Origin of the sequence: Ramlibacter sp. 2FC (assembly GCF_005503345.1) — a bacterium.
Taxonomy (GTDB): Bacteria; Pseudomonadota; Gammaproteobacteria; order Burkholderiales; family Burkholderiaceae_C; genus SCMQ01.
Genome location: NZ_SCMM01000002.1, coordinates 43,628 through 58,166 on the forward strand (window position 1 = coordinate 43,628; position 14,539 = coordinate 58,166).

The 14,539-nt window shown below is 67.0% G+C and carries 14 protein-coding genes; 6 read left to right on the forward strand and 8 right to left on the reverse strand.

Features of this window, described 5'->3' with window-relative positions:
* Nucleotides 1–11: 11 nt before the first annotated feature.
* Both FFS10_RS01375 and FFS10_RS01380 read left to right on the forward strand, forming a co-directional pair.
* Nucleotides 12–1,538, forward strand: coding sequence for a UxaA family hydrolase (locus FFS10_RS01375; protein ID WP_137890710.1), 1,527 nt, complete (start codon nt 12–14; stop codon nt 1,536–1,538).
* 124 nt (nt 1,539–1,662) lie between these two features.
* Nucleotides 1,663–2,718 (forward strand): malate/lactate/ureidoglycolate dehydrogenase, encoded by a 1,056-nt coding sequence (locus tag FFS10_RS01380; protein ID WP_137890712.1) that lies wholly within the window; start codon nt 1,663–1,665, stop codon nt 2,716–2,718.
* A gap of 49 nt (nt 2,719–2,767) precedes the next feature.
* Here FFS10_RS01380 and slmA read toward each other — a convergent pair whose 3' ends face one another.
* The 3 genes from slmA to FFS10_RS01395 form a co-directional block, all read right to left on the reverse strand.
* Nucleotides 2,768–3,409 carry a nucleoid occlusion factor SlmA gene (gene slmA, locus FFS10_RS01385; RefSeq protein ID WP_137890714.1) on the reverse strand — a complete coding sequence of 214 codons (642 nt, stop codon included), beginning with the start codon at nt 3,407–3,409 and terminating at the stop codon, nt 2,768–2,770.
* A gap of 77 nt (nt 3,410–3,486) precedes the next feature.
* Nucleotides 3,487–4,941 (reverse strand): sensor histidine kinase, encoded by a 1,455-nt coding sequence (locus FFS10_RS01390; protein WP_137891076.1) that lies wholly within the window; start codon nt 4,939–4,941, stop codon nt 3,487–3,489.
* Nucleotides 4,942–5,116: 175 nt separating this feature from the next.
* A complete protein-coding gene (locus FFS10_RS01395) occupies nt 5,117–5,806 on the reverse strand; it encodes a response regulator transcription factor (protein WP_137890716.1) in 690 nt (229 codons plus the stop codon).
* A 202-nt stretch (nt 5,807–6,008) separates the two neighbouring features.
* On the opposite strand from FFS10_RS01395, the gene yjjJ reads away from it, so the two are divergent.
* Complete coding sequence (gene yjjJ / locus FFS10_RS01400; protein WP_137890718.1) at nt 6,009–7,388, forward strand: type II toxin-antitoxin system HipA family toxin YjjJ; 1,380 nt, start codon at nt 6,009–6,011, stop codon at nt 7,386–7,388.
* Between the two features lie 39 nt (nt 7,389–7,427).
* Here yjjJ and argB read toward each other — a convergent pair whose 3' ends face one another.
* Entirely contained in the window at nt 7,428–8,318 is an 891-nt protein-coding gene (argB, locus tag FFS10_RS01405) for an acetylglutamate kinase (RefSeq protein ID WP_137890720.1), read from the reverse strand.
* A gap of 460 nt (nt 8,319–8,778) precedes the next feature.
* Between argB and FFS10_RS01410 the strand changes: the two genes are divergently transcribed.
* On the forward strand, nt 8,779–9,900 hold the full coding sequence (locus tag FFS10_RS01410; protein ID WP_137890722.1) for a Fic family protein: 1,122 nt from the start codon (nt 8,779–8,781) through the stop codon (nt 9,898–9,900).
* Nucleotides 9,901–9,916: 16 nt separating this feature from the next.
* Here FFS10_RS01410 and FFS10_RS01415 read toward each other — a convergent pair whose 3' ends face one another.
* The 3 genes from FFS10_RS01415 to FFS10_RS01425 form a co-directional block, all read right to left on the reverse strand.
* On the reverse strand, nt 9,917–11,329 hold the full coding sequence (locus FFS10_RS01415; RefSeq protein WP_137890724.1) for a Fic family protein: 1,413 nt from the start codon (nt 11,327–11,329) through the stop codon (nt 9,917–9,919).
* A gap of 368 nt (nt 11,330–11,697) precedes the next feature.
* A complete protein-coding gene (locus tag FFS10_RS01420; RefSeq protein WP_212744066.1) occupies nt 11,698–12,126 on the reverse strand; it encodes a type II toxin-antitoxin system VapC family toxin in 429 nt (142 codons plus the stop codon).
* Entirely contained in the window at nt 12,123–12,377 is a 255-nt protein-coding gene (locus FFS10_RS01425; protein WP_137890726.1) for a type II toxin-antitoxin system Phd/YefM family antitoxin, read from the reverse strand. Before FFS10_RS01425 ends, FFS10_RS01420 begins: the two co-directional genes overlap by 4 nt.
* Nucleotides 12,378–12,645: 268 nt before the next feature.
* Between FFS10_RS01425 and FFS10_RS22905 the strand changes: the two genes are divergently transcribed.
* Together FFS10_RS22905 and FFS10_RS23815 are read left to right on the forward strand one after the other, a co-directional pair.
* Nucleotides 12,646–12,918 (forward strand): hypothetical protein, encoded by a 273-nt coding sequence (locus tag FFS10_RS22905; RefSeq protein ID WP_171015994.1) that lies wholly within the window; start codon nt 12,646–12,648, stop codon nt 12,916–12,918.
* A 13-nt stretch (nt 12,919–12,931) separates the two neighbouring features.
* Entirely contained in the window at nt 12,932–13,099 is a 168-nt protein-coding gene (locus tag FFS10_RS23815) for a DUF2281 domain-containing protein (protein WP_502702613.1), read from the forward strand.
* Here FFS10_RS23815 and FFS10_RS01435 read toward each other — a convergent pair.
* Entirely contained in the window at nt 13,042–14,412 is a 1,371-nt protein-coding gene (locus FFS10_RS01435) for a Fic family protein (protein ID WP_137890730.1), read from the reverse strand. The two genes, FFS10_RS23815 and FFS10_RS01435, sit on opposite strands and share 58 nt — an antisense overlap.
* Nucleotides 14,413–14,539: the final 127 nt, after the last annotated feature.

Sequence of the window (14,539 nt, forward strand, 5' to 3'; positions counted from 1 at the left end):
ACCAGACCGTCATGACCCCCTACATCCGACTCCATCCCGCCGACGACGTGGTGATCGCGCGCGCCCAGCTGCTGGGCGGCGCCCGCGTCGAGGCAGTCACCGTGCGCGGCCTGGTGCCGCCCGGCCACAAGATCGCCACGCGCGCCATCGCCGCCGGCGAGCCGGTGCGCCGCTACAACCAGATCATCGGCTTCGCCAGCCAGGCCATCGCGCCGGGCGAGCATGTGCACACGCACAACCTCGACATGGGCCCCGACAAGGGCGACTTTGCGCGCGACTACGCGGTCGGCGCCGACGTCAAGCCCGAGCCGGCGCGGCGCGAGGCCCAGTTCATGGGCATCAAGCGCGCCGACGGCCGCGTGGCCACGCGCAACTACATCGGCATCCTGTCCAGCGTGAACTGCTCGGCCACCGCCGCGCGCGCCATCGCCGACCATTTCTCGCGCCAGACCAACCCGGCCGCGCTGGCGGCCTTTCCCAACATCGACGGCGTGGTCGCGCTGACGCACGGCACGGGCTGCGGCATGGACACCGGGGGCCTGGGCCTGCAGCTGCTCGAGCGCACCCTGGCCGGCTACGCCACGCACGCCAACTTCTGGGGCGTGCTGGTGGTGGGCCTGGGCTGCGAGGGCAACCAGATCAACGCCTGGCTGGCGCACAGCAGCCTGCGCGAAGGCGACACGCTCAAGGTCTTCAACATCCAGGACAGCGGCGGCACGCGCCAGACCGTGGCCAAGGGCATTGCCCTGGTCGAGGCCATGCTGCCGCGCGCCAACGACGTGAGGCGCGAGCCCTGCAGCGCCGCCCACCTGACCGTGGGCCTGCAATGCGGCGGCTCGGACGGCTATTCGGGCATCAGCGCCAACCCGGCCCTGGGCGCCGCGGTGGACCTGCTGGTCGCGCATGGCGGCACCGCCATCCTCAGCGAGACGCCCGAGATCTACGGCGCCGAGCACCTGCTCACGCGGCGCGCCGTGCGCCCCGAGGTGGCCGAGAAGCTGATCTCGCGCATCAAGTGGTGGGAGCATTACACCGCGGTCAACGAAGGCGAGATGAACAACAACCCCTCGCCCGGCAACAAGGCCGGCGGCCTGACCACCATCCTGGAGAAATCGCTGGGCGCGGTGGCCAAGGGCGGCACCAGCAACCTGCAGGCGGTCTACGAGTACGCCGAGCCCGTCGCGGCGCACGGCTTCGTCTACATGGACACGCCGGGCTACGACCCGGTCAGCGCCACCGGCCAGGTGGCCGGCGGCGCCAACCTGATCTGCTTCACCACCGGGCGCGGCAGCGCCTACGGTTGCGCGCCCTCGCCCAGCCTCAAGCTGGCGACCAACTCGGCGCTGTGGCAGCGCCAGGAGGAGGACATGGACATCAACTGCGGCGAGATCGTCGACGGCAAGGCCTCGATCGCCGAGATGGGCCAGCGCATCTTCGAGACGATGCTGGCCGCGGCCTCGGGCCAGCCGACCAAGAGCGAGCAGCATGGCTACGGGCAGAACGAGTTCGTGCCCTGGCAGGTCGGCGCCGTGATGTAGCCCTCTCCTCACTCCCTCTCCCTCTGGGAGAGGGCGGGGGTGAGGGCTCTGCGCGCCGACATGCCCTCACCCTCCCCTCTCCCAGAGGGAGAGGGAAAGACCCCCCTCACCACTGAGCACACACATGTCCATCACACTCTCCGCTTCCGAACTGCGCGCCCGCGTGGCGTCCATCCTCACGGCCGCCGGCAGCACCGAAACCGAGGCCCGCTGCGTGGCCGACAACCTGGTGCTGGCCAACCTCAGCGGCCACGACTCGCACGGCGTGGGCATGGTGCCGCGCTACGTGGACGCGGTGCTCGAAGGCGGCCTCCAGCCCAACGCCGCGGCCAAGGTGCTGCTCGACGCCGGCAGCCTGCTCACGCTGGACGGCCAGCGCGGCTACGGCCAGGTGGTCGGCGAGCAGGCCATGCAGCTGGCGATGCAGCGCGCCAAGGCGCAGGGCAGCTGCATCCTGGCCCTGGGCAATGCCCACCATCTGGGCCGCATCGGCCATTTCGCCGAGATGGCCGTGGCCCAGGGCCTGGTGTCCATCCATTTCGTCAACGTGCTGTCGCGCCCCGTGGTCGCGCCCTGGGGCGGCGCCGACGGGCGCTACGGCACCAACCCCTGCTGCATAGGCGTGCCCATCCAGGGCCGCGCGCCCTTTATTTTGGATTTCGCGACCAGCCGCGTGGCCCAGGGCAAGATGCGCGTGGCGCACAACGAGGGCCGGCACGCCGAGCCCGGCTACCTGATCGACGCGCAAGGCCAACCCACCACCGACCCCGGCGTGGTGGTGGTGCCCCAGGCCGGCGGCCTGTTCGGCGCGCTGATGCCCTTCGGCGAGCACAAGGGCTACGGCCTGGCCGTGGCCTGCGAGCTGCTGGGCGGCGCGCTGACCGGCGGCGGCACCTGGCACCGCGCGCCCGACGCGGCCAGGGCCGTGATCAACGGCATGCTGAGCATCGTGATCGACCCCGTCAAACTCGGCACGCAGGCCGCCTTCGAGCAGGAAGCGCGGGCCTTCGTCGACTGGCTGCAGCAGGGCCCTGCCGCCCCGGGCACGGACCGCGTGCGCGTGGCCGGCGAGCCCGAGCGCGAGGCGCGCGCGCAGCGTGAGCGCGATGGCATCGTGATCGACGACCAGACCTGGGCCGAGATCGAGGCGGCGGGAGCCAAGGTCAAACTCGGACGGTAAGCCTGCCAGCCCTCACCCCGACCCTCTCCCAGAGGGAGAGGGAGGTCAGTCAGAGCATGCGCGCCAGGCTCTCGTCCAGGTGCTCGGTGGGCAGGCGCCTGAAGCCCGAGCGCGCAAAGCGCTGCAGGCGCCCCACGGCGAAGGCCGTGAGCAGCGAGGCCTGCACCTGGGCGTCCACGCTGGGCGTGGCCGAGCCGCCGGCGTCGGCCGCCTGGCGCAGGGCCTGGCGCAGCGCCGCCTCGATCTTGTCGAAGAACTGGTTCATGCGCTGCTGCAGGCGCTCGTTCTCGAACACCAGGGCATCGCCGACCATGACGCGCGCCATGCCGGGATTCTTCTCGCCGAACTGCAGCAGCATGGCGATCAGCCGGGCCGCCTGCGCGGCCCCGGAGGGCTCGCGCTCGGCGATCTGGTTGACCAGGCCGAACACCGACTGCTCGATGAATTCGATCAGCCCCTCGAACATCTGGGCCTTACTCGCGAAATGCCGGTACAGCGCGGCCTCGCTGACCTCCAGCCGCGCGGCCAGCGCGGCCGTGGTGATGCGCTCGGCGCCCGGCTGCTCCAGCATGGTGGCCAGGGCCTGCAGGATCTGCACGCGGCGCTCGCCCGGACGCGGGCGCTTGCGCGCCGGCGCGGCGGCGTCCGGCAGCTCGGGCGCGGGGGACGACAGGGTCTCGGTTTCTGACATGGGGCCCACCAAAATGTGTCGAATTGATTCTCGCACAGCGGCATTTGCCCCCTCGCCCCTTTGGGGAGAGGGGGTGCTCAAGCCGGGAAGACCAGGCGCACGCGCAGGCCGCGCCCGCCGGCACCGCCCTGCAGCTGCAGCTGGCCGTGGTGCACGCGTGCGATCTCGTTCGCGATGGCCAGGCCCAGGCCGCTGCCCTCTCCCTGGGTGCCCGGCAGGCGGTAGAAGCGCTCGAGCACCTTGGAGCGCTCGGGCGGCGGCACGCCCGGGCCGTCGTCCTCGACTTCCAGGTAAGGCGCCGGCCCGTCTGGCGAGCCCTCGGCCTCGGCCATGCCGCAGCGGAGGGTGACCGTGCCGCCGGCCGGCGTGTAGCGCACCGCGTTGTCGACCAGGTTGCCCAGCAGCTCGCGCAGCAGCCATTCGTTGCCCATGGCGTGGGCCGGCCCGGTCTCCAGGCCCAGGTCGATCTGGCGCGCGGTCGCGGCGTCCAGGTGCACCTGCAGCAGGTCCTCGCACAGCGCCTTGAGGTCCACGCGCTGCAGGGCCTGGGCGTCGAGGTTGCGCGCGTCGGCGCGCGACAGGGCCAGCAGCTGGTTGGCCAGCTGCGAGGTGCGGCGCGTGGCGCTGCGCAGCTTGTAGAGCTGCTCGGCCTTGAGCCTGATCTCGCCCTGCGCCTGCCGGGCCGGCTCGGGCGGCTTGTTGGAGACATAGCGCGCGCCCGTGGGCGGCGGGCTCACCGAGGCGTTCAGCGCCTGGGCCCAGGCCTCGACCTGGGCCTGCAGCCCGGCCAGAGGTGTGCGCAGCTGGTGCGCCGCGTCGGCGACGAAGCGGCGCTGGCTCTCGGCCTGGGCATTGACCAGGCCAAACAGGCGGTTGAGCGACTGCACCAGGGGCCGCACCTCGGCCGGCGAGGATTGCTCGTCGATCGGGTCCAGGTCGCGCGGCGAGCGGTGCGCCACCGCCTCGGCCAGGGTGGTCAGCGGGCGCAGGGCCCGGTCTATGGCCCATTTCATGGCCAGCGCCACCATGAGCATCAGGGCCAGGTTGGGCAGCACCACGCGCCACAGCACCGAGCGCACCCAGCCCAGGCGCGGGTCGGAGCCGTCGGCCAGCACCAGCACCAGCTCGCCGGCCGCGGTGGGCACGCGCTGCACCGCCAGCCGGTAGGTCACGTCGCCCTCCTCTAGCGAATGGAATTCCGGCTCGCGCGTGGCCGGCACGATGCCCGCCAGCCAGGGCTCGCCGTGCAGCAGCTGGCCCTGCAGGTCGCTGATCGCGAAGGCGGTGAGGCCGACGCGCAGGCGCAGGAATTCCTCGATCGGCGGCGCCAGCAGCAGCAGGGGCGCATCGCCGTCGCGCCCCGGCGCCACGACCGAGTCGCCGAGCAGGGGCATGAGCTGCAGCAGCTGGCGGTCTTTCTGCGCCGCCGCGTCGCCGGCCAGCTGGTAGTCGAACCAGGCGCTGCCGAAGGACAGCAGGCACAGCGGCAGGAGCAGCAGCAGCATCAGGCGCCGCTGCAGGCCCGAGGCCATGGGACGGACGCTCATGCTCAGAGGTTGAGAGCTCTTCGAAGCGACGGCATGCCGTCCCTCACCCCGCCGTCATCGCGAGGCCGAAGGCCGTGGCGATCCATGGATTGCCGCGTCGGCTGCGCCTCCTCGCAATGACGGTACCCCTTTGGGGAGAGGGAGTGAAATCGAAAAACTCTCATGCTCTCAGCTCGAGCCGGTAGCCGAAGCCGCGTATCGAGCGCAGGGCCACGCCATGCGGCTCGAGCTTGGCGCGCAGGCGCGAGATGTAGACCTCGACCGCGTTGGGCGTGATCTCCTTGTCCCAGCCGGTCAGGGCCTGCAGCAGCTTGTCCTTGCTGGCGGGCTTGGGCGCGTGCACCATCAGGTACTCCATCACCGTCCATTCGCGCGGGCCGAGCTCGACCGCCTGCGGGCCGCCGGGGCCGGCCACGGTGGCGCGGCGCAGCGCCGTGTCGAGCTCGAAGGGGCCGAACTGCAGCACCGCCGAGGTCGCCGCCTGCGAGCGGCGCAGCAGCGCACGCAGGCGCGCCAGCAGCTCGGGCAGCTCGAAGGGCTTGACCATGTAGTCGTCGGCCCCCATGTCCAGGCCCTGCACGCGGTCCTGCAGGGCGTCACGCGCGGTCAGGATCAGCACCGGCATGGCGCGGCTGGGCGAGGTGGAGCGGCGCAGCGCGCGCGTCAGCGCCAGACCGTCCATGCCCGGCAGGCCGATGTCGATGATGGCGGCGTCGAAGGACTCGCTGCGCAGCACCTCCTCGGCGCGCTCGCCGCTGCCCACCCAGTCCACCGCGTAGCCGGCGTCGCTCAGGCCCAGCTTGATGCCGCTGGCCACCATCACGTCGTCCTCGACGAGCAGCAGGCGCATTCCTTCCCAACCTCCAGCTTGAACAGCGTCACACCCGCGGAACGGGGCGCCAACGCAGGATGCCGGGCCGAGTGTAATGCACCGTACCAGGCTCCGGCCCGGCGCGTCAGCCGATTTTCGGCTCTTTAATCTTCTCGAAATGACCCCTGTCTCCAGAGGAAAACAAGGCCTAGAATCTTCTCAAGAATCATTTCATAAAAGAATGCGCAACAGAAATCAAGCCGCGCGCGACCAGCTCGTGCCGGTCCTCGCCAGGCAGGCGGCAGTCAGCGCCACGGACCTGGCGCGCAGCGTGGGTGTCAGCGTTCCCACGCTGCACCGCCTGTTGCAGGAGCTGCAGGGCAGGGTCGTCGTGACCGGCAAGGCGCGCCGCACCAGGTATGCGCTGCGGCGACCGCTGCGCGGAGACCCGTCCGAACTGCCGCTCTACGAGGTCGACGAAGCGGGCCGCGCCGAGCTGGCGGCCACGGTGGCGACCATCCATCCCGCAGGCACCTGGACCAACCTGGCCGATGCCGGCTGGCCCGTGCCCGAGGAATCGCGCGACGGATGGTGGGGCGGCCTGCCGTACCCGCTCTACGACATGCGCCCGCAGGGCTACATGGGACGCCAGCTGGCACGCGCGGAACACCGGCAACTGGGCGTGTCCGCGGATCCGCAGGCCTGGTCCGACGACGACATCCTCTACGTGCTCAGCCGCAGCGGCCCGGACGTCAGCGGCAACCTGATCCTGGGCGACCCCGCGTACGAGCGCTGGCTACAAGCCAAGACCGCCCCGCCGCGAGCGCTGGAGGGTGCGTCCGTCGGCCCCGCCTACGCACGGCTGGCCGAGGAAGCGATTGCCGCAGGCGTCCCGGGCTCGAGCGCGGCAGGTGAGTTCCCCAAGTTCACGACCCTGCGCGAGCTGCCCGGGTGCCAGACGCCTCATGTGCTGGTGAAGTTCTCCGGCGCCGATGGCTCGGCCGCAGTCCAGCGCTGGGCGGATCTGCTGGTCTGCGAGCACCTGGCGCTGGAGAGCGCCGCAACCATGCCGGACATCGCCGCTGCCCGCAGCCGGGTGCTGCAGCATGGCGGGAGGACCTTTCTGGAACTGGAGCGTTTCGACCGCCACGGCCTGTTCGGCAGGAGCCGGCTGAACACCCTGGAAGCGATCAACGCGGCACTGCTGGGCGACGGCTCCAGGGACTGGACCCGGCTCGCTGGGCACCTGGTCCGGCTCGGCCTGCTGGGGCCGGATGACGCGCAGCGCATCCAGCACCTCTGGTGGTTCGGCCGGCTCATCGCGAACACCGACATGCACCTGGACAACCTGAGCTTCAGGCCGCGCGGCACCCTGACCCTGGCGCCCACCTACGACATGCTGCCCATGCTGTATGCGCCGTTGCCGGGCGGCGAAGTGCCGCCCCGGCCGTTCGAGCCCCCCCTGCCGCTGCCGCCGCAACGCGCCGCATGGACGCTGGCGCAGCAGGCCGCGCTGCTGTTCTGGGACCGTGCCGCGCAAGACGCGCGCATCAGCGAGGGTTTTCGCGACATCGCCAAAGCCAATGCGCGCAAGCTGCGCGAGCTGGCCGAGCAGATCTAGGACCGGTTCGCCCTCACCCCTCCGAGGAGAGCGCGTCGTTCAGTGGCTGCGGATCATGGTGCCGTAGGCCTGGTCGCTCAGGATCTCCAGCAGCATGGCGTGCGGCACGCGACCGTCGATGATGTGGACCGCGTTGACGCCGCTCTTGGCCGCGTCCAGCGCACCGGCGATCTTGGGCAGCATGCCGCCGCTGATGGTGCCGTCGGCGATCAGCTCGTCGATGCGCCTCATGGTCAGCTCGGTCAGCAGCTGGCCCTGCTTGTCCAGCACGCCCGGGATGTTGGTCAGCATCAGCAGCTTCTCGGCCTGCAGCACGGTGGCCAGCTTGGCGGCCACCACGTCGGCGTTGATGTTGTAGCTCTCGTTGTGCTCGCCGAAGCCGATCGGGCTGACCACGGGGATGAACTGATCGTCCTGCAGCGCCTTGACCACGCTGGGGTCTATGCCCACGATGTCGCCGACCTGGCCCACGTCGTGCTCCTTGCTCGGGTCGGCGGGGTCGACCATGCGCAGCTTGCGCGCGCGGATCAGGCCGCCGTCGCGCCCCGTCAGGCCCACGGCCTTGCCGCCGGCCTGGTTGATCAGGCCTACGATGTCCTGCTGCACCTCGCCGGCCAGCACCCACTCGACCACCTCCATGGTCTCGGCGTCGGTCACGCGCATGCCCTGCACGAACTGGCCCTTCTTGCCCAGGCGGTTCAGCGCGGTCTCGATCTGCGGGCCGCCGCCGTGCACCACCACCGGGTTGATGCCCACCAGCTTGAGCAGCACCACGTCCTCGGCGAAATCGGCCTGCAGCTCGGGGTCGGTCATGGCGTTGCCGCCGTACTTGATGACCATGGTCTTGCCGTGGTACTTGCGGATGTAGGGCAGCGCCTGGGCCAGGATCTCGGCCTTGTCGCGCGGGGCGATGGAGAGGGTGTCGCTCATGGTGGTGCGGGGGAAGAGGTGGTCAAGCCATAAATTGTGCCGCAAGCCCCATGCCGCCCGAAATTCCGAATACGCGCCGGCCTGAGCATCCGCCTGCCATCAGGGTTGCGCGGCGGCCTGCCAAGGGCGCCGGATCGCAAGGGGCGACACCTCGCCATCCAGCGGCATGTGGGGCGTCAGCTGAAAACGCCCCAAAACCGGCCAGATCACGGATCTGAGGATCGACCGCTCCGCTCGATCAACGTGGCGCGGTTCGTTCAATCGTTGGCGCAGTTGTGGCGCTGTTTATTGAATTGCGCCACTTAACGTCGCGAAATGCATTAGCGCGACATCATTCGTGTCGCGCAATCTTCTTTGGCGACAGCAGGAATGACAAGCTTGCGGCGAATGCATACCTTATATCCGCAATAAACGCGGAGATTGTCTTGATCATGCGGCGCATCCCGGCCACAATCACCGCATGAATAGCGGAGATAAGCCCTACATCTGGCGGCAAGACGACTGGCCGCACTGGCGGTACGACTTGGCGCGCCTTTCTCCCTTGCTCGCGCAGGTGCACCAGTCGCAGGGCCGTCTGCTCGGTCGCATGCACGACCTAGGTGTCGGACTGCGCGACCAGGCGACGCTACAGGTGCTCACCCAAGATGTGCTCAAGAGCAGCGAGATCGAGGGCGAGAAACTCAACCCTGACTCGGTGCGGTCGTCGATCGCACGCCGCCTGGGGGTGGACATCGGCGCACTGGCACCGGCCGATCGGAGCGTTGAGGGCGTGGTCGACATGGTGTTGGACGCCACACAAAATCACCAGAGCCATTTGACCGCCGAACGACTGTTTGGCTGGCATGCGGCCATGTTCCCGACCGGCTACAGCGGGTTGACCAAGATCCGCGTAGGCGCCTGGCGTGATGATGCACAGGGGCCGATGCAAGTGGTCTCAGGGCCGCTGGGCCGGCAGACGGTGCATTACGAGGCCCCACCGGCGCACTTGCTGCCAGCCGAGATGGCGGACTTCCTGTTGTGGTTCAACGTCGCCCAAGTGGCCGATCCGGTGCTCAAGGCCGGTCTGGCACACCTGTGGTTCGTGACCGTCCACCCTTTCGAGGATGGCAATGGTCGCATGGCACGAGCGGTGGGTGATATGGCCCTGGCCCGTGCCGAGCGTTCGGCGCAGCGCTTCTACAGCCTGTCAGCTCAGATCCAGCGCGAACGCAAGGACTATTACGACATGCTCGAGCGCACCCAAAAGGGAACGCTGGACGTGACCGATTGGTTGGAATGGTTCCTGGGCTGCATGCTGCGCGCCATTCATGGGGCCGAGGAAACCCTGGCGGCGGTGCTGACCAAGGCCAGTTTCTGGCGGCGCTGGGCAGGAACACCCATGAACGAGCGACAGATCAAGCTGCTCAACAAACTGCTCGATGGCTTCGAAGGCAAACTGACCAGCAGCAAATGGGCGGCGATGACCAAATGTTCGGCAGATACGGCGCTGCGCGACATCACCGATCTGCTGGACCGGGGTGTTCTGGTGAAGTCGGACGCTGGCGGGCGCAGCACCAGCTATGAATTGAAACCAACGGAATGATCAGAGCGACCGGTTGTCAATGCCCGTCGCGAACCTGCACCCACGCCAGGAACTCGGAACGGCGCAGTCGATAGCGCGCGACGCTGCCCTCGTGCAGTTGCTTGAGGGCCGCCGCCAGCAGGTCCGCAAAGGCCGCCTGATCAGCTGCGGCCGCGTATTCCCGGGAAAGCGCGGTGACCACATCCGGCGTTGGCCGGCGCAAGCCCTTGACGACGGCTTGCACGGCCTGAATGAGGGCCTCCCGGTAGCGGATCTTGAGTGGATCGGGTTCGACCATGGTCTGGGTGATCGCCAGGTAGCGCTGGCAGGAGCGCTCATAGGCCCACACGAACACGTCGCGCAGCAGCTCGATCTGGTTGAGCTCATAGACCCCCAAAGTCCCTTCCACGTAGGCTCGTTCGGGCACGTCGATGAAGGACAAGGGACACAGGTTGTGCTTGATCAGTGGAATATTGGCGCCGATGCGCGAGACCCGCTTGTTGACGTCCTCGAACGGCTGCAGGTAAGGCAGCTGCACCATCAGGAAGAATGCTTGCTCGAAAGGGTCGGCAATGGCGCTCGCCTTCTGCAGAAGCGACAGGAAGCAGCCCTCCAGCACCTGCGGCATCACCAGCGGATGGAAAACGGTCCCCGAGATGTCCACGGGTCGCCGGCGCAGGCGGCCACATGCATCCGGATCACGCATCAAATCCTGCGACAAGACCGCGTGCAGATTCTTGAAGGTGAACGCATCGAAGCCCACCTCGTCGATGTCTTCGACCAGCATTTCGATCGCCGCCTTGTGGTTCAGGATCATCTGCGTTTCGATGGCATCCTTGCCCTTGGCGACCTGCCCGAACTCGATCAGGTTCTGCGTGTCGAGCCGGCTGTAGGTGTTGCCCTCCAATCGGGAGGATGCCCACGACAAGTCGACCAGCAGGCGATTCAGGATTTCACGGGCGTAGGTACCTGCAGGGCGCTCGCCCGCGGGTGTGCGGCCCATCTCGTGGAGTTGAATGCGCAGTTGCTCCGGCAGGTAGAACGTCTCGCCGGGTTGATACCCCTCCAGGAATTCACGCTGGTAGCCGACCGGCCTGCGGTGCATCAAGGGCCGGCGGATCCTGTCCCGGATCGCAGCGCCTTCCGGCGAAAGGGGAACATAGAGCTCCGCCTCTGCGGCCGCGGTGCCGGCCATCCCGGCCACGCCGGCGACTTGCGCCGCCGCCCCATCGGCCAGTTTGTAGACCAGGGCAACGCTCTCGCCCTCAGCGGTGAGCCGTTGGTCACCGATCAGCTTTTGCAGGCGCCGCTGCAGGGTCCGGCGGTTGGGTTTGCCGCCGAGACGCTGCGCCAGTTCTGCCTCCAGCGCCGAAATGCCAATACCGCCCGGATATCCGGCGACGACGGATTCGATGAGGTTGAGATCTTCTATGGGGGTTGGGCGCGCCATGGTTTTTTTCTCCGATCTGGGCTACTGCCACACCATGTCGCGCAAGAGCGACAAAGCGCGACACAATTATGTCGTGCAATGTGTCGCGCTTTCTCGAAAATTGTCATGCCCTGCACCGCCACCGCCAACAATCGCGACATCATTCGTGTCGCGCAATCTTTGGCGACATGAAGACAAGCTCAAGACTTGGTTCCGTGTGATTGGGGTCAGATCCCGTGCAATTGGGAATCAAAGACCCAAGAATGGGGAGCCTTGCATCGCTCCCCGCGCCGTCAGCACCACGCGCACCGTCTTGAGCAGGATCACCCAGTCCACCCAGAGCGACCGGTTGCGCGCACATCAGTCGTCAGGGTGCTGTGGGTGCTCCTTCATGGCGATCCTTCCCAAGGGTTGACGATGGCCACACGGGCAGGCTGGAAGTCAGCCACGTTGCGGGTTACAACCGTCATGCCGTGCACGAGGGCTGTCGCGGCAATGAGCGCGTCACGCTCGCCGCGCTTGTCGGGGACATGCAGCCGGGCGCAGCGTTGCGCCACGGCTGTATCGACAGGCAGGGTTCGCCCGGAAAATTCCGGCAATACATGCTGGTCCAGCCAAGAGCGCAGCATGGCCCCCTGGCTGGCGTCCTTCCGTTCGGTCAGCAGGACGCCAAGTTCCAGTTCCATGATGGTGATGGCCGACACAAAGAGGTCGGCGGCATCGACGCTTTCAGACCATGCCGCGACATTCGGGTCGGCCTTGCCAAGCCGCACCTTTCGCAGCTCAGACACCACGTTGGTGTCGAGGACGTACATCATGAAAAGTCAGCCGGTCGTGGCCCGATGCTCACGCGCGGCGGCTCGAACTCGATGTCCGCAATACCCGGCATCGCCAAGGCATCGGCGATGTTGCGACGTTGCTTTGTAAGCCGCTGGTATTCCTCGATGCTCAACAGCACATGCGCGGGTTTGCCGCGATCCGTGATGAACACGGGGCCATGCTTGGCCGCCTTCTTGGCGCGGGTAACGTCCTGGTTCAGTTCTCGGCTGGATAGGGTCGTGACCGTCATTGCAACACCTCCTGCACGCAATTGAATCATGTAGGTATGTTACTACATAACTCAGGAGTTGCAACCCCTTCGCGTGCGCCTTTGCGGTGGCGGCCGGACCTGCGCTTCGAATTTGGTTTCGTGTGATTGGGAGTCAGATCTCGTGCAATTGGGAATCAAAGACCCAAGAATGGGGAGCCCCCACATCGCCCCCCGCGCCGTCGCGAGCCGCCTGCCGCCTGCCGCCCGCAGGACATAAAATGGCACGTGGACAAGACAAGGGAACACCATGGGCGGCGATGAAATTCACATCACTCTGAGCGGCCCAGCCGCCCAGAAGCTGCGCGCCGCCTTTCCCAGCGCGCACCTGTCTCTCAACCGCAAGGCCGAGAAAATCATTGTCCAGTGGCTGGAAGACAGTGCGGACATCAAGGCGGCCGATGCCTCTGAGCGTCGCAGCAAAGGCAAGCCCAACGTCAAAGCCGAAGACCTGTTCAACCGCGATGGCCAGTCGCGCACTCATGGAGGCTGCCGTGACGACCACCGCCGAAAAATTGTTTGAAACGGCCAAGGACATGCCCGAGCCCCTGGTGGCGGAGTTGCTCGACTTCGCGGAATTTCTGCGCGCCAAAAAGCAGCTCATGCAGCCGCCGACCGCTCCAGGGGATGCGAGCTCCCTGGCAGGTTACCTGGGCCGCCCGGCGTCAATCCATCTCTGCGTCATGCCTCGCGCGAGGTTGTAGCGGGCGCAGTTGTATTGCTCCAGGTGGTCCAGTTCGGTGTTCGCGATGACGCGCAACGCCGCCAGGTCAGCGGCGGCTACGGGCACCTCCGAAAATGCGTCTTCCAGCTTTCGGCCGTAGAAGACGACGAACTGCATGAGCTCATTCAGGGCCTGTCGGTACCGGGCTCGAAGCGGGTCGGGCACGGCCAGGGAGGCTCGCAGCACGCTGTACTTCTGAATCGAGCGACGGTAGATGAATTCAAACAGCTCCACGGCCGCGGCGACGTTGCGCTGTTCGTAGACGCCGAGCATGGCTGTCGCATAGTCCGTGCGCTCCACGTCCAGGAAGGACAGGGGTGCGCAGTTGTACAGCAGGAGCGGCATGTTGGCGCTCAGACGACTCGTGCGCTTGTTGCCATCCTCAAAGGGCTGCAGGTAGGCCACGTTGACCCAAAGGAAGAATGCAGCCTCCACCGGGTTTCGGATGTGGCGGACCTTGTCGATGATGGACTTCAGCGTTTCTTCCAGGAGCGTGGGGATGTTGCTCGGGGAGTAGACAGAGCCGTCGATGTTCACCACGCGCCGGCGGATGCTGCCAATGTCCCGCGAGTCCTTCAAGAGGTCCTTCATCAACTTAGCCTGCAGGTCAACGATGACGGGCACCGTGATTCCCTCTGTCGGCACAGCGTCGACCATGAACTCGATGGCGTTCTTGTGGTTGAGCAGCATCAGGGTGTCTTCGTCGAAGGGGCCTGCTTGCTCCCCGAGCTCGAAGAGTTCCCTGGTGTCGAGCAAGCTCTTGTTGTTGCCCTCCAGGCGCGATGACGACCAGGACAGATCGATGAGCAGCTGCTCCAGAACCTCGCGGGCATAGGTTCCCGCGGGTTGCTGGTCCCGGCTACGGCCGGCGTTGAACAAGTCCGTGGCCAGCTGCGGTGGCAGCAAGCTGGACTGGTTCGGGATGTAGTTGCCCACAAAACTGCTTTCATAGCCTACCGGGGTGCGAGTTCCCAGAGGCGCGCGAAGCGTTTCGACCAAGGGTAGTGCAGCCGGCGACCACTGCAGCAGGCCAGGCCCCGCTGGCGTGGGTGCGGCTGGAGGCAAGGCCCCAAGTGCAGCCTTGGCGGCATCTGTGGCCATGTAGCGGGTGGACCGGCCGTCCCCCAGCTTCTCCAGAAAGCCAGAAGCCAGGAGGTCTCGCAAGGCCCGGTTGATAGTGGGCCGGGAAGCCTGGAGGGCTTGCTCCAGTGCACCAGGCTGTACGGGTTCCCCGGCGGCAAGGACCAGGCGCAGCAACGCATCGTGACGGGGCGACAGGGTAGTGGTGGTCATGGACTGGGGAATCCCTATCAATCTTGTCGGCTGAGGAGATTGGGGCTTGAATCTCGTCATGATGACAAGAATACGCCATAATCTTATCACCCTGACAAGTTCATGACAAGATTGACGACAGGATTAG

Coding starts and splice junctions, on each gene's coding strand:
- FFS10_RS01390 (WP_137891076.1), bottom strand. CDS start 4,941: ATGGCCTCGGGCCTGCAGCGGCGCCTGATGCTGCTGCTGCTCCTGCCG.
- FFS10_RS01395 (WP_137890716.1), bottom strand. CDS start 5,806: ATGCGCCTGCTGCTCGTCGAGGACGACGTGATGGTGGCCAGCGGCATC.
- FFS10_RS01410 (WP_137890722.1), top strand. CDS start 8,779: ATGAATAGCGGAGATAAGCCCTACATCTGGCGGCAAGACGACTGGCCG.
- slmA (WP_137890714.1), bottom strand. CDS start 3,409: ATGTCAGAAACCGAGACCCTGTCGTCCCCCGCGCCCGAGCTGCCGGAC.
- FFS10_RS01375 (WP_137890710.1), top strand. CDS start 12: ATGACCCCCTACATCCGACTCCATCCCGCCGACGACGTGGTGATCGCG.
- yjjJ (WP_137890718.1), top strand. CDS start 6,009: ATGCGCAACAGAAATCAAGCCGCGCGCGACCAGCTCGTGCCGGTCCTC.
- FFS10_RS23815 (WP_502702613.1), top strand. CDS start 12,932: ATGCCCGAGCCCCTGGTGGCGGAGTTGCTCGACTTCGCGGAATTTCTG.
- argB (WP_137890720.1), bottom strand. CDS start 8,318: ATGAGCGACACCCTCTCCATCGCCCCGCGCGACAAGGCCGAGATCCTG.
- FFS10_RS01415 (WP_137890724.1), bottom strand. CDS start 11,329: ATGGCGCGCCCAACCCCCATAGAAGATCTCAACCTCATCGAATCCGTC.
- FFS10_RS01420 (WP_212744066.1), bottom strand. CDS start 12,126: ATGATGTACGTCCTCGACACCAACGTGGTGTCTGAGCTGCGAAAGGTG.
- FFS10_RS22905 (WP_171015994.1), top strand. CDS start 12,646: ATGGGCGGCGATGAAATTCACATCACTCTGAGCGGCCCAGCCGCCCAG.
- FFS10_RS01435 (WP_137890730.1), bottom strand. CDS start 14,412: ATGACCACCACTACCCTGTCGCCCCGTCACGATGCGTTGCTGCGCCTG.
- FFS10_RS01380 (WP_137890712.1), top strand. CDS start 1,663: ATGTCCATCACACTCTCCGCTTCCGAACTGCGCGCCCGCGTGGCGTCC.
- FFS10_RS01425 (WP_137890726.1), bottom strand. CDS start 12,377: ATGACGGTCACGACCCTATCCAGCCGAGAACTGAACCAGGACGTTACC.